The following is a 17904-nucleotide window of genomic DNA, read 5'->3' as shown; positions in this document are numbered from 1 at the left end:
ACCCAGATGCCGCAGCAGTCCAACGCCGCCTCCGGCGGAGAACCGAACGCCGCCTCCGGCGGCGGGGTGGGGGGCGGCCGCACAGTCGTCGTGACCGGCGGTGCCGCCGGCATCGGACGAGGTGCAGTCGAACGCTTCGTCGCCGCGGGAGACCGGGTGATTGCCCTGGACCGGGACGCGGAAGCGCTGTCAGCCCTGGGTGATCAGGTGACAGGCGTCGTCGTGGACGTCTCCGACCGCGAGGCGCTCGCCGCGGCCGCCTCCGAGGTGGGGCCCGTCGACGCGCTGGTCTGCGCCGCGGGCGTCCAGCGGTACGGGACCGTGGTCGACACACCCGCCTCGGTCTACGACGAGGTGATGGCGGTGAACGTCGGCGGCGTGTTCTTCGCGTGCCAGGCGTTCGTCCCTCGGATGTCGCGTGGCGGCAGTGTTGTCGTGGTGTCGTCCGTGCAGGCGTATGCGGCGCAGACGGGCGTAGCGGCGTACTCGATGGGTAAGGGCGCCTTGCTCAGCCTCGTACGGGCGATGGCGGTGGACCACGCTCCGGACGGGATCCGCGTCAACGCGGTCTGCCCGGGATCCGTGGACACGCCGATGTTGCGTACGTCGGCCGCGCAGTTCGCCGGCGACCGTACGACGGACGACGTGGTCGCCGAATGGGGACGCTCGCACCCGCTCGGGCGGGTCGCGACGCCGGGAGAGGTTGCCGAGGTCATCTACTTCCTGTCCTCCCCGGCCGCGTCGTTCGTGACCGGAGCGGACGTCAAGGTCGACGGCGGGTTGACCGCCGGGCTGGCCGTCGTACTGCCGGAGGACGCCAAGTGAAGATCGTCGACGTACGCGCGACCACGGTCACGATGCCGTTGGAGGCGCCGCTGCGGCACAGCAACGGAGCGCACTGGGGACGTTTCGTGCGGACTGTCGTGGAGGTCGAGGCCGACAACGGGCTGGTCGGTCTCGGCGAGATGGGCGGCGGCGGGCAGAGCGCCGAGGCCGCGGTGACCGGGCTCAAACCGTATCTCCTCGGTCACGACCCGGCGCGCACCGAGGCGCTGCGCTGGATGCTCGCCAACCCCACCGCGAGCTTGTACAACAACCGGACCCAGTTGCTCGCGGCAATCGAGTTCGCGTGTCTCGACCTGCAGGGCCGCGAGCTCGGCGTACCGGTCCACGAACTGCTCGGAGGCAAGGTGCGCTCGCACGTTCCCTTCGCCAGCTACCTGTTCTTCCGGCACCCGAACGACGACGGCACGGGCGAGATCCGTACGGCGGAGCAGTTGGTCGCGCATGCCCGCGAGCTGGTCGACCAGCACGGGTTCAGTGTGCACAAGCTGAAGGGCGGCGTGTTCCCGCCGGACTACGAACGCGAGTGCTTCCGTGCGTTGGCCGAGGCGCTCCCCGGGCACCGCGTGCGGTTCGACCCGAACGGCGCGTTCAGCGTCGAGGAGGCGATCCGGTTCGCCCGCGGGATCGAGGATCTCGACAACGACTACCTCGAGGACCCGACCTGGGGTCTGAACGGGATGCGCCGGGTCCGCGAGAACACCCCGATCCCGCTCGCGACGAACACCGTCGTGGTGAACTTCGAGCAGCTCGCCGCCAACGTCCGCGACCCCGCGGTCGACGTGATCCTGCTGGACACCACGTTCTGGGGCGGTATCCGGCCGTGCATCAAGGCGGCCGGCGTCTGCGAGACGTTCCAGCTCGGGGTCGCGGTGCACTCCTCCGGCGAGCTCGGCATCCAACTCGCGACGATGCTGCACCTCGGCGCCGTCGTACCGAACCTGTCGTTCGCCGCGGACGCGCACTACCACCACCTGCGTGACGACGTCATTGTCGGCGGCAAGCTTCCCTACGCCGACGGCGCGATCGCGGTCCCCGATGCGCCCGGCCTGGGCGTCGAGCTGGACCGCGACAAGCTGGCCGAGTACGCCGAACTCTTCCGCGAACTCGGCCCGTATCCCTACGACCGCGATCCGGCCCGCCCGGACTGGTACCCCCTGCTCCCGAACACCGATTGGGCCGACCCCTCATGACGATCCCGCGTTCCGCCGACCTGGCGAGCGACGTACTCATCCACACGTACGACGACATGTTCAACCCGCCCGGGCTGACCAACTTCCTGGGTACGGCGCAGGTCGACCACGACGTCGTGGCGATCAGGAGCGTCAACTTCCCGCCGTACTCGCACGGCGACACCATCACCGGGCAGCTGTACGTCGACGGGCGCCTGGCGCGCTCGTACGGCGGGACGGTGGAAGTGGTGTGGCGGCCGGACTGCGTCGTTCGGTCCACGACTGTCGACGATCTCCACATCCGCACCACCACCGCCTGCGCCCCCGGGCGCCCGGCCGTCGTCGTACATCTGGAGGTGACCGGGCTACCTGGGCGCTCCGTCCGACTCGGCCTCCTGTTGGCAAGTACTGCGACCCGCTCATCAACAGGCTGGTTGCGCCCGGAGCCTCCATCCGAACCGAACACGCTGACTGCCCTGGGCGATCGAGTGGTCGGGACGGGGCAGTCGGGCTCGGCCGTCAGCTTGCAGGGCCTGGATGTCCCCGCTGTCGTGGACAGGTCGATGCTCGAGACCAGCGTCGTACTGGATGCCTCCGGGCACGCCCAGCTGTCCTACGTGCACGTGCTGGCCGAGACCTTGGACGCAGCGACGGAGCACTTCGATGTGTGTGTGGCCGAGGTACCTGCGGTGCTCGCGGTGGCCGAGAGTATGTGGGACGTAGCGCTGGCTGACGCATTCGACCCTTCCAGCGACGGCTTCAGCGGGTCGCTGCCCGAGCTGGAGACGTCCAACGAGGCGCTGCAGAAGCTGTACTGGTGGGGCGTGCTCGGGGTCATCTGGTTCCGGCGTGACAATCCGGCCAGTGTGCTCGGGCGGACGTACGACACGTTGATGCCGCGGTACTGGCAGACCACGACGTTCATCTGGGACTACAGCCTGTCCTCGCTCACGCATGCGCTGCTGGACCCGGAGCCGATGCGCAAGCACATCGAGCACTGGATCGACCTGGACATCCACGAGCACTTCGGCACCGAGTGGCTGACCGGGGGACCGGTCGGGCAGTGGTACTCGGTGAACGACTTCGCCATGACCCGGCTGGTGCGCGACTACGTGCGCTTCACGGGGGACTCGGCGTTCCTCGACGCTCAGGTGGGTCCGAAGCCGGTGGGGGAGCACGTGCACGACTGGGCGACCGCCTGGCGCGGACTGCGCGGTGAGCATGCGCTGGCCGACTACGGCGGCATCGACAACCTGCTGGAGTGCGTGAGCAGCTACGTGCACGAGGTGGCCAGTTTCAACGCGGCCAACGTCTGGTGCCTGCGAGTGGCGGCTGAGGTCGCAGACCGCTCCGGTGACACGGACCGTGCTGCTCTGCTCCGCAAGGAGGCGTCCGCGCAGGCAGGCCACGTCAACGAGCTGTATGCCGAGGGCAAGGGGTTCTGGCACGCGCGGCAGCCGGACGGCTCGCTCGTCCCGGTCCGGCACTGCTACGACTTCAACATCATCGGTACGACGATCCCGGACGACCTGTCCGAGTCGCAGTGCGCCGAGATGGTGTCGTTCTTCCAGCGGGAGCTGCAGACACCCACGTGGATGCGCGCGCTGTCGCCGTACGACGCGGATGCCGCGTTCAGCGTCCGTCCGGACCACCAGTGGAACGGCGCGTACCCGGCGTGGCCGGCGGACGCGGGGCGCGCACTGTTCGCGCTCGGGCGCGGCGACGTACTGCTGGACTGGCTGCCGGGTCTCGCCAAGTCCGCGAACCAGGGCCCGTGCGGTCAGGCGCACTTCGTCGAGGAGGCGCAGCCGCCGATGGCCGGTGGCGCGCGGAAGTCGCCGCCGCAGTTCCCGTACCTGATCGACTGGGCATGCTCGTCATCCGGCGCCTGGGTCAGCCTGGTCCTGGAAGGCGTCTTCGGCATCGAGGTCGCCCTGGACGGCACCGTGACCGCGAGCCCGCAGGTCGCGGCGCTCGACCCGGACGCCCGCCTGACCGGCCTCCGGGTCGGCTCGAAGACCTACGACGTGACGGCGGACGGACCGGTCTGAGGGCTTCTCAGGCGGGGGGCATCGCGATGGCCTCGAGGAGGGACTCCTCGGCACCGGCGAGATGACGACGGAGCTCTTCGACGCACTCGTCGAGCTCACCCCGCTCGAGCAACCGGACGAGTTTGCGGTGGGACGCGACCTGCTGGCGCGCGTCCTGCCGCAGCGCGTCCACCCGGGCCAGCGCGAGCCGGGCCTCGCCGGTGACCGAGTCGGCGGTCGCGATCAGCCGCTCACTGCCGGTGAGCGCGACCAGGCTGCGGTGGATGGCCAGGTGGGTCTCGGTCAGGGCCTCCGGGTCGGCGCCGTCCTTGGCGGTCGCGGCGAACACCCGCATCGCCTCCCGGACCCGCTCCCGGGCCGCCTCGTCGGCGTCGTACCAGGCCCGGATCCCCGCGGACTCGAGCACGAACCGGGCGCGGCAGATGTCGGCCACCGCGTCGGGGTGCAGGATCGCGACGCTGACACCCTTGTTCGGCTCGCGGACCGCGAGGCCCTCGGTGACCAGCATCGTCATCGCCTCGCGGATGGTGCTCCGGGCGACCCCGAGCGCCTCGGCGAGCGGCTGCTCACGTAGCGGCGTACCCGGCTCCAGATCACCGGCGAACAGGGCGGCGCGCAGCGCGTCGACCACCCGGTCCACCGTGGTCGAGCGGTCCACCCGCAGCCGTTCGTACATGGTGTGATTCTCGTCCAGACCCGGTCCGTTGTCGCGCCCGACCCGGCCCCGGCCGGTCGCCCTGTGGATAACTTCCGGCACATGACCCGGTTTTCGGGCAGCATTTCCCCTAGTGGCCGCCCCTTCCCGCGGACCAGCACGGGAAGTCACACTGAGCAGCGAGGAGCAAGGCGTGAAGATCAGTCCCCTTCAGCTCCTCGGCGCGATCGGCCTGGTGCTGTTGCTGCCGTTGATCATCATCCTGCTGATGCTGCTCGGCGTCATGGGCGGGTTGGACTCGGCCGAGGCGCAGTGCGCCCAGCACGCCCAGGACCAGCCCCTGATGGGGTGGCCGACCGACCGGCACGAGATCGACGGCGACTGGACCTTCATCCACAAGGGCTACGACTTCCAGGTCGCCGAGGACGCCAAGGTCTATGCGTCCCAGGACGGCAAGGTCGTCATGGCCAAGGACAAAGAGGTCCGGATCCGCCTCGAGAGCGTCGAGACGCGGTACAAGTTCATGAAGACCATCAGCGTCAGCAACGGCGCTGAGGTCAAGCGCGGCGACCAGATCGGCACCGCCGGCACCGGTGACGAAGGCAGCGACACCGAGGGTGCCCCGATCGGTCTCACCGGCGCGCACCTGCACTGGGAGATGTGGGCCGACCAGGAGAACAACAACGAGTGGTCCATCGTTCCGAGGCCGGAGGAGAACGTCTTCGAGCTCGACTCGAAGTCCGGCAGCGGGTGCAGTTGCGTCGACGGCAACCTCTCCGGGTCCAACAACCAGCAGAAGGCCTTCAACTTCTTCGTCCAGAACGGCTACTCCAAGGAGCAGGCCGCGGGCATCGTCGGCAACATGATCGCCGAGTCCAGCGTGGAGCCGGCCCGGCTGCAGAACACCGATCCGGGCGTCGTCAGCCCGCCCGACCAAGTGGTCGACTCCCCGCTCGGCTGGGGCATCGTGCAGTGGACACCGGCCGGCAAGATGATCAACCCGTCCCGCGACGCCGGTGTCCAGGACGACAAGATCGCCTCCCTGGGCTACCAACTGGAATTCCTGATCAAGCAGCTCGACGGCCAGGGTCCGCTCGCGGAAGGCGCGGCAGGGCGGGCGATCAAGGCGGCGACATCGGTCGAGCAGGCTGCATACGAGTTCGGCGACAAGTTCGAGCGGTTCGGCGGGCACGAGAACCCGAACCATCCGACGTACGCCGACCGCAAGGCGAACGCGCGGCACGTGTTCGACCAGTTCGCCGGTTCGGCGCCGGCGTCGGGCGGCGCGCAGAACGCCGGCACCGGCAGCGGGTGCGGCGCCGGTAGCGGCAACATCGCCGAGGTCGCGAAGAACCTTGCCTGGCCCGAGGACGGTCACGACGGCACCGACGCGAGCATCGCGAAGCCGGAGTTCGTCGAGGCGATGGAGAAGTTCAACGACGGCTCCAGCGGCTATGTGCCCTACAGCGACTGCGGACGCTTCGTCGCGACCGTGATGCGCATGAGCGGCGCCGACCCGGACTTCCCGAAGGTGTCGACCGGGGTCCAGTTCGACTACATGAAGGACTCCGGGAAGTACGACTACTGGCATGCCGTGCCGCCAGGCGGCATGAAACCGGGTGACATCCTGAACGGGCCCGGTCACACCTACCTGTACGTCGGCCCCTGGGGAGCGGAAGGCGGCGGGTACGACTCCGCCTCGGGTTCCCTGGGCGGCCACGTGCCGGAGGCCGGTCACCTGTACGACGTCGGCGGCCAGTTCTGGGTCTTCCGGCTGAAGAACGCGCCGCAACCGGCGAGCTGAGCAAGGACAGGAGCAGCGAATGCTGGACGAGAACCGGCGGCCCTTCATGATCGGCGTCGTCGTACTGGCGGTGGTCCTGATATTGGTCGGCGGCGTCGTGCTGTTCCGCGGCGGCGGATCGCAGACGACGCTGACCGTGCAGTCGATTCCGAACGACCTGACCCTGAAGCTGGACGGCCACGAGATCCCGGCCAACGGCGAGGTCAAGATCAAGGCGGGCGAGCACACCCTGGAGGGTTCGCGGCGTGGCTTCCAGAGCTACACCCAGACCTTCACCTCGGGCAACGACGCGCTGAGCTACAAGATGTACCTGTACGCCAACAGCGCCGAGGGCCGGGAGTGGACCAAGAACAACCCCAAGGAGGAGCAGGAGCTGGAGAAGGAGGCCGGCAAGAAGTACGACCAGTTCCAGACCCGGCTCAAGCTGAAGTACCCGATCATCAGCCAGCTCCCGTACGTCGGCGACGGCTTCCAGGCGACGTACACCAAGTCCAAGACCGACCCGACGAACCCGGAGGCGATCTCGATCGTCATCGAGGTCTTCGGCTCCCAGGGCAAGAAGAAGGCCCTCCAGTGGATCAAGGGCTACGGCTGGGACATCAACACCCTCGACGTCATCTGGACCACCGGCAAGTAGGCCGCCCCGCGGTCAGGCGGGGAGGATGAGCTCCCCGCCGGGCGTGGTGATCTGGGACAGCGGGAAGTCGAGCGGGTTCGTCAGGCATCGGATCGAGCCGCCGCCTTTGTGGAACTCCGACAGGTCCAGTACGACGACGCGCAGGCCGAGGCCCGTGAAGACGCCGCGCAGCCGCGGTGAGCAGGCCGGCATGATGATCGTCTCGCCGACCACGATCGAGTTCGCGCTGAACGCGAACGCCTCCTCGTCGGTGAGCACGATCGGGTCCGGGACGATCCCGGACAGCTCGGCCTGGCTCGCGGCGTCGAACGCCGGCGGGTAGATCATCGCGTGCGTGCTGTCCACCGGACAGAACGGCAGATCCAGGTGGTACATCCCCTCGTGGGCGATCCGCAGCCCGCGGACCCGGACGTTCCACTCGGTCGCCAGGTGCTTGAGCGCCGCCTCCTCGGTCCTCGGCCCGTACCCGACGACCAGGCTGTCGCCGAACACGAACGCGTCCCCGGACTCGAAGTGCGGCCCGACACCCTCACCGCCGGTCCGGTCGAGCCGGAACCCCGCCTCGGTGAACCAGCCGGCCGCGGTCAGCGACTCCTTCCGGCGCGGCTCGAACCGCATGTGCGAGAGCATCGCGCGGCCGTCCGCGGCGGCCAGTCCGAGGTTCATCGCGTACACCATGTCCGGTGAGTCGGCCCGCTGCGCCAGGACCTCGACCTCGCCGCCGGCGTCCACGATCGCCTGCCGCAGCGACTCCCACTGCTTGAGCGTCAGCGCCGGGTCCGGCTGGTCCTGCGTCGACATGTACGGGTTGATCACGTAGTCGATCCGGAAGTGCTCCGGCCGGACCATCAGATAGCGACGACCCCACTCCAGCGGCTGTCCCATGAACCCTCCTGACGACGCTCGGGTCTATTGCCCGATCCCCTGATTGTCCGACAATCAGTCAGTTTGAGGCTCGATGAATCCGGAGTCAAACGGCGTGCTGTACGTCGCTTCCGGGAGGGTGGTTCCGGGGCGCGGGTAAGGACTAACCTGCGGGCATGACCCCTGACAACGAGGTTCGCTTTCGCGCCTGCCTGGACGATGTCGCGGCTTACAAGCCGGGCCGTCCGCCGGAGCGCTCCGACGGTCGCCCGACGTACAAACTGTCCAGCAACGAGAACCCGTACCCGCCGCTTCCGGGCGTGCTGGCGGCCGCGACCGAGGCCGCCGCGCAGATGAACCGGTACCCGGACATGGGTGCCGTTGACCTGCTCGAGGCGCTGTCGGACCGGTTCGGCGTACCGGTGAGCGACCTCGCGGTCGGGACCGGGTCGGTCGCGCTGCTCTACCACTTGCTGCAGGCGACGGTCGCGGAGGGCGACGAGGTCATCTACGCCTGGCGCTCGTTCGAGGCGTACCCGATCGCGGTCCAGCTGACCGGCGCGACGTCGGTCAAGGTGCCGCTGACCGCCGAGGCCCGCCACGACTTCAAGGCGATGGAGGCCGCGATCACCGACCGCACCAAGGTCGTGCTGGTCTGTACGCCGAACAACCCGACCGGCCCGGTGGTACGACGCGACGAGCTGCTCGCGTTCCTGGACGCCGTACCGTCGAACGTGCTGGTCGTGATCGACGAGGCGTACCGCGAGTTCGTCCGGGAGACCGACGTCGTGGACGGGGTCGAGCTGTACCGCGACCGGCCGAACGTGCTGGTCCTGCGGACATTCTCGAAGGCGTACGGGCTGGCCGGGTTCCGGGTCGGGTACGCGATCGGTCACCCGGATGTCGTCGCGGCGATCCGGAAGTGCGCGCTCCCGTTCGGCGTCAGCTACGTGGCCCAGGCGGCCGCGATCGCGTCCCTCGCGGTCGAGGAGGAGCTGCTGGAGCGGGTCGACGCGCTGGTCGAGGAGCGTCAGCGGGTCGTTTCCGCGCTGCAGGCTGCCGGCTGGGACGTCCCGGAGTCGCAGACGAACTTCGTCTGGCTCGAGCTCGGCGAGGACACCGTCCGGTTCGCCGAGGCCGTCCAGGCCGAGGGCGTCTCGGTCCGCCCGTTCCCCGGCGAAGGCGTCCGCGTCACCATCGGCGAACCCGAGGCCAATGCCCTGTTCCTGAACGTCGCCCGTACCTGGCGCCAGTGAGCGCTCTCGTTTGGATCTCGGGTGCTTCGGCCGGGATCGGTGCCGCGCTCGCCGCGACGGTGCCGTTCCCGGACGCCCGGGTCGTCGACATCTCACGCCGCGGCGGTACGGCGGAACACTTCAAGGCGGACCTGGCGGATCCCGCGGACTGGTCCCGCGTCGCGGAGCACTTCGCCGCCGAGCTGTCGACGTACGACGGCGACCGCGTGGTCTTCATCCACAACGCCGGCACGATCACTCCGATCGGCCCGGCGGCTGGAGCAGACCCGGACGCCTACACCCGAGCGGTGCTGCTGAACTCCGCCGCACCCCAGGTCCTCGGGGCCGCGTTCCTCCGGGCGTCCGCGCACCTCACCTGCGAGCGCCACCTCGTGATGCTCTCCTCCGGCGCCGCGACAACGGCGTACTCCGGCTGGTCGTCGTACAACGCCGGCAAAGCCGCCGTAGAGCACTGGGTCCGCACCGTAGGCCAGGAACAACCCACCGACGGCTGCCGCATCATCGCCGTAGCCCCCGGCGTAGTAGACACCGCCATGCAATCCGAAATCCGATCCACCCCCGAAACCGACTTCCCCGCCGTAGACCGCTTCCACAACCTCAAAACCACCGGCGCCCTCACCACCCCCGAGACAGCAGCCACCGGCATCTGGTCCCTCCTAGCCCGACACCTCCCCAACGGCACCTGCACAGACCTCCGAACCCTCTGACCCGAGCCGAGGCGGTGCACCCCAACCGGCCCCGCTGAACAGGAAATACCCTGTCCGCCACCCCCAGAACCTGTTCAAACCCCCGGCGGCGGGCTGCTTTGGGGGCGGGTGCCCCGGCGCGGGCAGTCGGTTCAGGCGCGCACGGGTCGACGGCGTACTCGCTCGCGGGCGGTAGCCCGCAACTCACGGCGCTAGCCGGAAATGGATGCTTCGGCGCTAAGCCGAGGGTGGGTGGGAGCGCGCGTAGCGGGCGCGTTGAGGAGCGGAGCGACGAAGCAAGCGCCTGCGTAGCACGCGGGGGTTGATTACTTCCACACACAAAGAAGCGGCGCCGGGAGGAGTGAGGCTTGCTCCCGGCGCCGCTTTTGGTGCTCCGAGTCAGTCAATCCACCGAGGTGACTGGTTCGGGTCCTGCATCACTGACCAGGGAGGGTCAGTTGTTCTGCTCGTTGCTCTGCTCGCAGGTCTTGAGCGAGTCGACGGAGTTGCCGTCGTTGTCCAGGCCCAGGATGCCGACCGGGTTGGTCAGCGGGACAGTGCCGCCGATGCCGGTGCCCGAGATCTCGTTGTGGCAGACCTGCCACGGACCGACCTTGTTGTCGCTCATGGAGACGACACCGTTGCTGTCGGCCTTGTACCACTTGCGGTTCTGCTCGTTGCTCTGCTCACAGGTCTTGACGGCGGTGACGCTGTTGCCGTCGTTGCCCCAGCCCACGATGCCGGTGATGTCCTGCGCCGGCACGGTGCCGCCGATGCCGGTGGCCGAGCCGAAGTTGTGGCAGGCCTGGAACGCGCCGAGGTCGTTGCGGTCGATGGCGACCAGCGAGCCGTCCTTCTTCGCGCCCCACCAGCGAGCGTGGTCGCCGTCGTAGCCCTTGCTGGCCGAGGAGACCGCGTCGGCCAGGCCGGTGACCTGAGCCTTCTGCTGGGCGTCGTCGAGAACGTTGGCGCTCACGACGGTGGCCAGACCGAGGGTGGCGACAGTCGCCACCGCTGCAGCGGCGACGATCTTACGAGTTACCTGCATTATGCCAGGTTTCCTTTCGGGTTTTGACGGATTCGTCTTAGTGCTAACGACACCTGGCACGGGCGGTTACAAACTTTTTCGTCAAGTATTTTCCGGGTACCGGATCGCATAGTAGTCCGGTGATGAGTTCCCTGACGGAGCAGCAAATCTTGTGCTGACCAGGCAACTTGTCGGCAATCGTAGTGAGTGGAAGTTGAGACAGAACGTCCCGTAACCGACCTCGAAGTACGTCGTTGAGTCAGCGCGGGTGACAGAAGCCCGATGAATCAGGAGATTGTTTCGGTGGGCTCGGTGGCTGCCGAATTGGCAATAGCACGATTCGTCGGAATATGTTGGAACCATTGCCGGAGATTTGTGCCGTGTTTTTCGGGGCACGGCGCGACCGGCAGCCAGACCCGCTGCCGCGCGCATCGGCAGCGGTGGGAGACCCGGGTCCCTTGGGCCCGGGTCTTTCTTTTGTCACGAGCGCTACGAGCGCTACGAGCGCCGGCGCTCCGAGGTGACGACGAGCGCGACGCCGACGATGATCACCGCGCCGCCGAGCAGGATCTGCCAGGTCAGGCTCTCGCTCAGGATCAGCCAGCCGAGGAACACCGCTACGGCCGGGTTCACGTACGCGTACGTGCCCACCAGTGAGATCGGTGCGTTCGCCAGCAGATACGAGTACGCCGTGTACGCGAGCAGCGACCCGAAGACCACCAGGTAGCCCAGTGCGATCCACCCGGACCCGTGGATCCGGTCCAGGTGCAGTCGCCCCGGCTCTCCCCGCAGTACGCCGAGCAACACCATCGCCGTACCGCCGAAGACCATCTCGTAGAGCGCTGTCACCAGGGGATCCCGCGGCAGGCCGAGCTGCGGCGCGTAGCGCGAGCCGGTCGCCCAGCAGATCGTGCCGACGACCAGGATCGCCACCGACAGCGGTTTCGCGCTCGTGTTGCCACCTGACAACGCGAGCAGCGCCGCCCCGCCGAACCCGATCAGTACGCCGACCCAGGTCATCGTCCGCGGCCGCTCGCCGCCGCCGACCCGCAGCAGCATGAGCCACAACGGGATCGCGGCGACCAGGAGCGCCGCCAGTCCGGACGGCACCGTCTGCTCCGCGATCGCCACCGCCCCGTTGCCGAAGGCAAGGAGCAGGATGCCGACCGTGGCCGCGCCGATCGCCTCGCGGCGGGTGATCCGCAGCCGCTGCCAGCCCGACTTCAGGGCCAGGCCGGCGGCCATCAGCAACGCGGCAGTGAGGAAGCGGGTGGCCATCCCGAGCATCGGCGGGATCTCGGCCTCCACCACGACCCGGATCGCCAGGTACGTCGAACCCCAGACGACGTACACGACCGCGAGGGCGGTCCAGATCATCGCGCCCGAGGCCGTCCCGGAACCGGTCTCGACCACTCTGGCGGGAGCAGACGCGGCCATCGGGAACCTCCTCGAGGTTGTCAGGGGTGTTTTGTAAGAACGATGCTTACGCTATGGCTCGCCACGACTCCCGCACAAGGCGGAATCCGGCCACCGACCCACGGATTCCCGCCAACGGACGGACGTCGAGATCCATTTGTGACACTTGTCTCCCGGATGCCCGATCTCTGTAATATGAGCGTGCCGATAGGACCAGTGGTTGGACTGGTGTCTCACCGCAGGACCGATTTCGGTACCGCCGTACCCGCCGGAGTCCAGACAGTTAGCGAATCAGGCACCTCGTCGGTACGGTGTCCGGCAAGATGGGAGTGAGACCAGTGAGGAGGTCCACTGCCAGCAGTGCATCAACCCCTGGAATCACGCGGACCAGCCTGCGAAAGCCTCATCCGGCGCACCGGGCCGGCCCCGTGCAACGTTGCGGTCGCGGCGATCCCGCGCTCGAACCCGAGGAGTGCATGTGAGTGAGTCTGTGCCGGGCCCTGCCCCGGAAGTGTTCGCGCCCCACGAGGCGCCGGTCAGTCCGCCCCAGGCCTCCGAGGAGGTCGAGTTCGTCCAGCTCCTGACGCCCGAAGGTGAGCGCGTCGAGCATCCGGACTACAAGTTCGACCTGGACGACGAGACGATCAAGGGCTTCTACCGGGACATGGTCCTGGTCCGCCGGATCGACACCGAGGCGACCGCCCTGCAGCGTCAGGGTGAGCTCGGGCTGTGGGCGTCGCTGCTCGGCCAGGAGGCCGCGCAGATCGGCTCCGGCCGGGCGCTGAACAAGAAGGACATGGTCTTCCCGACGTACCGCGAGCATGGCGTCGCGTTCTGTCAGGGGGTCAACCCGCTGAACCTGCTCGGCCTGTTCCGCGGTGTCGACCAGGGTGCGTGGGACCCGAAGGACAACAACTTCCACCTCTACACGATCGTGATCGGCGCGCAGACGCTGCACGCGACCGGGTATGCGATGGGTCAGCAGCGCGACCACGCGGTCGGCGACGCCGACAACGGCGAGGCGACGATCGCCTACTTCGGCGACGGCGCCAGCAGCCAGGGCGACGTGAACGAGGCGTTCATCTACGCCTCCGTCTTCAACGCGCCGGTCGTCTTCTTCTGCCAGAACAACCAGTGGGCGATCTCGGAGCCGATCGACCGGCAGACCCGGATCCCGCTGTACCAGCGCGCCGCCGGCTTCGGCTTCCCCGGCATCCGCGTCGACGGCAACGACGTACTCGCGACGTACGCCGTCACCCAGCAGGCCCTGAAGCGGGCCCGCGAGGGCAGCGGCCCGACGCTGATCGAGGCGTACACGTACCGGATGGGCGCGCACACCACGTCCGACGACCCGACGAAGTACCGGCTGAACGAGGACCTCGAGCACTGGAAGCTCAAGGACCCGATCGAGCGCGTGCATGCGTACCTGAGCCGGCACGCCGCCGTCGACCACGACTTCTTCGAGGAGATCGAGGCCGAGGGGGACAAGATCGCCGCCGAGCTGCGGGCCGGCTGTCTCGCGCTGCCGGACCCGGTGCTCACCGACTTCTTCCAGAACGTGTACGTCGAGGAGACGCCGCAACTGGCCGAGCAGCGGGACCAGTTCGTCGCGTACGCCGCTTCGTTCGAAGGCGAGGGCTGAGCGATGACCAAGATCACTCTCGGCAAGGCCATCAACGCCGGCCTCCGGGTCGCGATGGAGAAGGACCCGAAGGTCCTCATGATGGGTGAGGACATCGGCAAGCTCGGCGGCGTGTTCCGGGTCACCGAAGGCCTGCAGAAGGACTTCGGCGAGGACCGGGTGATCGACACCCCGCTCGCCGAGTCCGGGATCATCGGCACCGCGGTCGGCCTCGCGCTGCGCGGGTACCGCCCGGTCTGTGAGATCCAGTTCGACGGCTTCGTGTTCCCGGCGTACGACCAGATCATCAACCAGGTCGCGAAGATGCACTACCGGTCGATGGGCAAGATCCGGATGCCGATCGTCATCCGGATCCCGTACGGCGGCGGTATCGGCGCGGTCGAGCACCACTCGGAGTCGCCGGAGACGCTGTTCGCGCACGTGCCGGGCCTCAAGGTGATCTCCTGCGGCGACCCGGTCGACGCGTACTGGATGATCCAGCAGGCGATCGAGTCCGACGACCCGATCGTGTTCTTCGAGCCGAAGCGGCGGTACCACGAGAAGGCCGAGCTGGACGAGTCCACGCCGCCCACGCTGCCGCTGCACAAGGCGAAGGTGCTCCGCGAGGGCACCGACGCCACGCTGCTCTGCTACGGCCCGATGGTGAAGACCTGTCTGCAGGCGGCCGAGGCCGCGGTCGAGGACGGCCGCAACCTGGAGGTCATCGACCTGCGGACGATCGCGCCGTTCGACCTGGCGACGATCTTCGCTTCGGTGAAGAAGACGCGGCGTGCGGTCGTGGTGCACGAGGCGCCGTACTCGTTCGGCCCGGGGTCGGAGATCGCGGCGCGGGTGACCGAGGAGTGCTTCTACCACCTCGAGGCGCCGGTGCTGCGAGTCACCGGGTACGACACTCCGTACCCGCCGTCGCGGATGGAGGACGACTACCTCCCGGACCTCGACCGGGTGCTGGACGGCGTCGACCGGGTGATGGGGTACTGATGGGCATCCAGCAGTTCCGCCTCCCTGACGTCGGTGAGGGACTCGTCGAGGCCGAGATCGTCAGTTGGAAGGTCAAGCCCGGCGACACGGTCAAGCTCAACGACACCGTCGTCGAGATCGAGACCGCGAAGTCGCTGGTCGAGCTCCCGGTCCCGTTCGCGGGCGTGGTCACCGAGTTGCTCGTGCCGGAGGGCGAGACGGTTCCGGTCGGTACGCCGATCATCTCGGTGCAGACCGAGTCGGCGGAGGCCTCTCCGGAGGACCTCGTTCCCACGATCCCCGAGCCCGAAGAGACCGGCGGCCGCACCGCGGTCCTGGTCGGCTACGGCCCCAAGACCACCGAAGCCAAACGCCGCCAGCGCAAGCCGTCCACTCCGGCTGCTGAGGTACTCGTGCCGTCAGCTCCTGTGGCAGCACCGGGTCCTCAGCCTGTAGCTGCGCCGGTTGCTGTCCCGGTTGCCGGTGGCAACGGGGTTGTGCATGTGCTGGCGAAGCCGCCGGTGCGGAAGTTGGCCAAGGATCTTGGGATTGATCTGGGTGTGGTGACGGCGACCGGGCCGGGTGGCGTGATCACGCGGGCCGACGTCGAGGGTCACGTTGCGACGCCTGCAGTTGCGGCCGTTCCGGCGTACGAGCCTGCTCCGGTTGTCAGCGGTCGCGAAGACACCCGCGTGCCGGTCAAGGGTGTGCAGAAGGTGATGGCGCAGGCGATGGTTGCCAGTGCGTTCACCGCGCCGCATGTGACCGAGTGGATCACCGTCGACGTCAGCGCCACGATGGAACTGGTCGAGCGCCTGAAGTCCGACAAGGCGTTCAAGGACCTGCGTGTCTCCCCGTTGCTGATCGTCGCGAAGGCGGTCACGCTGGCGGCCCGGCGTACGCCGATCGTCAACGCGGCCTGGGACGAGCAGGCACAGGAGATCGTCTACAAGGGCGCGGTCAACCTCGGCATCGCCGCGGCCACCCCGCGCGGACTGATCGTCCCGAACATCAAGGGCGCCGACTCGCTCACCCTGCCCGACCTGTGCAGGGCGCTGAACGACCTGGTCGCGGTCGCCCGCGAGGGCAAGACCCAGCCGGCGGACCAGGCCGGCGGTTCGTTCACGATCACCAACGTCGGCGTGTTCGGCGTCGACGCCGGTACGCCGATCATCAACCCGGGCGAGGCCGCGATCCTCGCCTTCGGTGCGGTCCGCAAGCAGCCGTGGGTGGTGGACGACGAGATCGTCCCCCGCTGGATCACCACGCTCGCGCTGTCCTTCGACCACCGCCTGATCGACGGCGAAAAGGGCTCCATCTTCCTCGCCGACGTAGCCGGCATCCTCGAAGACCCAGCCCGCGCACTGATGTTCTGACCGCTGGTAGGCCCGGGCACTGCTCGGGCCTACTGGCAGCTACCGGCCACGCGTGGGGCACGTCTGGTGAGCACCCGTACCGTCAATGGGATGCCGAGTTCGAAGATCACTCCCATCCAGACGGTCCGGCTGATGCACCGCAAGAACATCTTCGGCCGCTACACCGGATGGAACAGGGTCGCCTGGGACTACGTCGGCTACGTGCACCATGTACGGCGGCCTCAGGACGGCGACTCGGTGTACCGCTGGGTCGGCGACTGTGCCGTGTGCAGCAACCCGCCCACTTATCGCGTCTACAGCGTTGCCGCGACCAAGCGAGTCCTCAAGTTCTGGAACACCACCGGCGGGGCCATTTTGCTGCTCGGCCTGGGCGCAATCCCCTTCGGGATCTGGGGCCCCGTCGATCGAGATGGGATCTGGATCGGCGCTGGTGTGGGTGCAGTGTTGCTCGGACTGATGCTCCTTGGGCTTGCCGACGACTACTTCGGGTTCATCGGGCCCGGCGTCTCGTCGTCGGGTCACCCCGTGCACCGGCTGATCCTGCCGGACAAGACAGAGGTTTGAGGAGTTCGCCTGCTGCACTACCCGGCCACCCGATACTTCCTGTCGAGTTGCACATCACACCGGGCCCGGTGCCTAATCCGCCTGACTGGCTCGGCTCGGCGGTGAGAAGGTGGTGCGGTGCTGGTGATCTTGGTGGTGCTCGGGGCGGCGGTTCTGCACGCCACGTGGAACGCGATGGCTCATGGGGCGCCGGATCGGGTGGCCGGGTTGGCGTTGTTCGAGCTCGCGGCGGGCGTGATCGGGCTCGTCGCGGTGCTGGTGATGGGCCTGCCGCCGGCCGGGACGTGGTGGTACATCATCGCGTCCGCGTTGCTGCATCTCGCGTACCTCGGCGGGCTGCTGGCGTCGTACCAGCTGGGCCAGTTCAGCCAGATGTACCCGTTGGCCCGCGGTACGTCGCCGTGGGTCGTGGCTGTGGTGTCCATCGTCGTACTGCACCAGACCATGGCCGTACTCGAGTTGGCCGGCGTACTGCTCGTGTCGGCCGGCCTGATCGCGCTCGTGTTCATCGGCCGCCCGGGGCGAGGTCAGGTGCCGGCGCTGTTCGCCGCGATCGGGACGGGGTTGATGATCGCGTCGTACACGGTCGTCGACGGGCTCGCCGTACACAAGATGCCGGTGGCCACGTACATGGGCTGGGTGTTCATGCTGCAGGGGTTCGCGGTCCCGCTGGCGGTCCTGTTCTGGCGCGGCCGCCAGGCGTTCAACCTGCCCCGCCCCGCGATCCTCTCCGGACTGGCCGGCGGCGTCGTCTCGATGGCCGCCTACGGCCTCGTCCTCTGGGCCCAGACCCGCGGCACCCTGGCCGCAATCGCCGCCCTCCGCGAAACCAGCATCATCTTCGGCGCCATCATCGGCGCAATCTTCTTCCACGAACGCTTCGGCCCCAAACGAGCCGCCGCCGCAGCCGTCGTAGTAGCCGGCATCATCCTCATCACCACCGGCTAGGAA

16 protein-coding genes are annotated in these 17904 nt (G+C 68.2%); 12 read left to right on the top strand and 4 right to left on the bottom strand.

Annotation, left to right across the window (positions count from 1 at the left end; all coding sequences use genetic code 11):
- Positions 1-6: 6 nt before the first annotated feature.
- The 3 genes from OHB24_RS09825 to OHB24_RS09815 are packed head-to-tail and all read left to right on the top strand — an operon-like array spanning position 7 to position 4066.
- Positions 7-825 (top strand): SDR family NAD(P)-dependent oxidoreductase, encoded by an 819-nt coding sequence (locus OHB24_RS09825; protein ID WP_327638648.1) that lies wholly within the window; start codon positions 7-9, stop codon positions 823-825.
- The gene (locus OHB24_RS09820) at positions 822-2036 is read left to right on the top strand and encodes an enolase C-terminal domain-like protein (protein WP_327638647.1); all 1215 of its coding nucleotides are present in this window, start codon (positions 822-824) and stop codon (positions 2034-2036) included. The genes OHB24_RS09825 and OHB24_RS09820 overlap by 4 nt, the downstream gene beginning before the upstream one ends.
- Entirely contained in the window at positions 2033-4066 is a 2034-nt protein-coding gene (locus OHB24_RS09815; protein WP_327638646.1) for a hypothetical protein, read from the top strand. The genes OHB24_RS09820 and OHB24_RS09815 overlap by 4 nt, the downstream gene beginning before the upstream one ends.
- Positions 4067-4073: 7 nt before the next feature.
- On the opposite strand, the gene OHB24_RS09810 is transcribed toward OHB24_RS09815, so the two are convergent.
- Positions 4074-4742 carry a GntR family transcriptional regulator gene (locus OHB24_RS09810; RefSeq protein WP_130388172.1) on the bottom strand — a complete coding sequence of 223 codons (669 nt, stop codon included), beginning with the start codon at positions 4740-4742 and terminating at the stop codon, positions 4074-4076.
- 172 nt (positions 4743-4914) lie between these two features.
- Between OHB24_RS09810 and OHB24_RS09805 the strand changes: the two genes are divergently transcribed.
- Both OHB24_RS09805 and OHB24_RS09800 read left to right on the top strand, forming a co-directional pair.
- A complete protein-coding gene (locus OHB24_RS09805; RefSeq protein WP_327638645.1) occupies positions 4915-6525 on the top strand; it encodes a phage tail tip lysozyme in 1611 nt (536 codons plus the stop codon).
- Between the two features lie 19 nt (positions 6526-6544).
- Positions 6545-7162, top strand: coding sequence for an S-layer protein (locus OHB24_RS09800; RefSeq protein WP_327638644.1), 618 nt, complete (start codon positions 6545-6547; stop codon positions 7160-7162).
- 12 nt (positions 7163-7174) lie between these two features.
- On the opposite strand, the gene OHB24_RS09795 is transcribed toward OHB24_RS09800, so the two are convergent.
- Positions 7175-8047, bottom strand: a complete 873-nt coding sequence (locus tag OHB24_RS09795; RefSeq protein WP_327638643.1) for a dimethylarginine dimethylaminohydrolase family protein — start codon at positions 8045-8047, stop codon at positions 7175-7177.
- A gap of 155 nt (positions 8048-8202) precedes the next feature.
- Here OHB24_RS09795 and hisC point away from each other — a divergent pair, with 155 nt between their 5' ends.
- Positions 8203-9282: a histidinol-phosphate transaminase gene (hisC, locus tag OHB24_RS09790; RefSeq protein ID WP_327638642.1), complete on the top strand. Its 1080-nt coding sequence runs from the start codon at positions 8203-8205 to the stop codon at positions 9280-9282.
- Complete coding sequence (locus OHB24_RS09785) at positions 9279-9989, top strand: SDR family NAD(P)-dependent oxidoreductase (RefSeq protein ID WP_327638641.1); 711 nt, start codon at positions 9279-9281, stop codon at positions 9987-9989. The genes hisC and OHB24_RS09785 overlap by 4 nt, the downstream gene beginning before the upstream one ends.
- Positions 9990-10422: 433 nt before the next feature.
- Here OHB24_RS09785 and OHB24_RS09780 read toward each other — a convergent pair whose 3' ends face one another.
- Complete coding sequence (locus OHB24_RS09780) at positions 10423-11016, bottom strand: hypothetical protein (RefSeq protein WP_327638640.1); 594 nt, start codon at positions 11014-11016, stop codon at positions 10423-10425.
- A 477-nt stretch (positions 11017-11493) separates the two neighbouring features.
- A complete protein-coding gene (locus OHB24_RS09775; RefSeq protein ID WP_327638639.1) occupies positions 11494-12432 on the bottom strand; it encodes an EamA family transporter in 939 nt (312 codons plus the stop codon).
- Positions 12433-12889: 457 nt separating this feature from the next.
- Between OHB24_RS09775 and pdhA the strand changes: the two genes are divergently transcribed.
- The 5 genes from pdhA (at position 12890) to OHB24_RS09750 (ending at position 17901) form a co-directional block, all read left to right on the top strand.
- Positions 12890-14053: a pyruvate dehydrogenase (acetyl-transferring) E1 component subunit alpha gene (pdhA, locus tag OHB24_RS09770; RefSeq protein WP_442913958.1), complete on the top strand. Its 1164-nt coding sequence runs from the start codon at positions 12890-12892 to the stop codon at positions 14051-14053.
- A gap of 3 nt (positions 14054-14056) precedes the next feature.
- Positions 14057-15034 carry an alpha-ketoacid dehydrogenase subunit beta gene (locus OHB24_RS09765; RefSeq protein ID WP_327638638.1) on the top strand — a complete coding sequence of 326 codons (978 nt, stop codon included), beginning with the start codon at positions 14057-14059 and terminating at the stop codon, positions 15032-15034.
- On the top strand, positions 15034-16389 hold the full coding sequence (locus OHB24_RS09760; protein ID WP_327638637.1) for a dihydrolipoamide acetyltransferase family protein: 1356 nt from the start codon (positions 15034-15036) through the stop codon (positions 16387-16389). Before OHB24_RS09765 ends, OHB24_RS09760 begins: the two co-directional genes overlap by 1 nt.
- Before the next feature lie 90 nt (positions 16390-16479).
- A complete protein-coding gene (locus OHB24_RS09755) occupies positions 16480-16953 on the top strand; it encodes a hypothetical protein (RefSeq protein ID WP_327638636.1) in 474 nt (157 codons plus the stop codon).
- A 117-nt stretch (positions 16954-17070) separates the two neighbouring features.
- A complete protein-coding gene (locus OHB24_RS09750; protein ID WP_327638635.1) occupies positions 17071-17901 on the top strand; it encodes an EamA family transporter in 831 nt (276 codons plus the stop codon).
- Positions 17902-17904: the final 3 nt, after the last annotated feature.

Origin of the sequence: Kribbella sp. NBC_00482 (assembly GCF_036013725.1) — a bacterium.
Taxonomy (GTDB): Bacteria; Actinomycetota; Actinomycetes; order Propionibacteriales; family Kribbellaceae; genus Kribbella.
The sequence above is the reverse complement of the archived record's forward strand: the minus strand, read 5'-3'. Positions and strand labels throughout refer to the sequence as shown.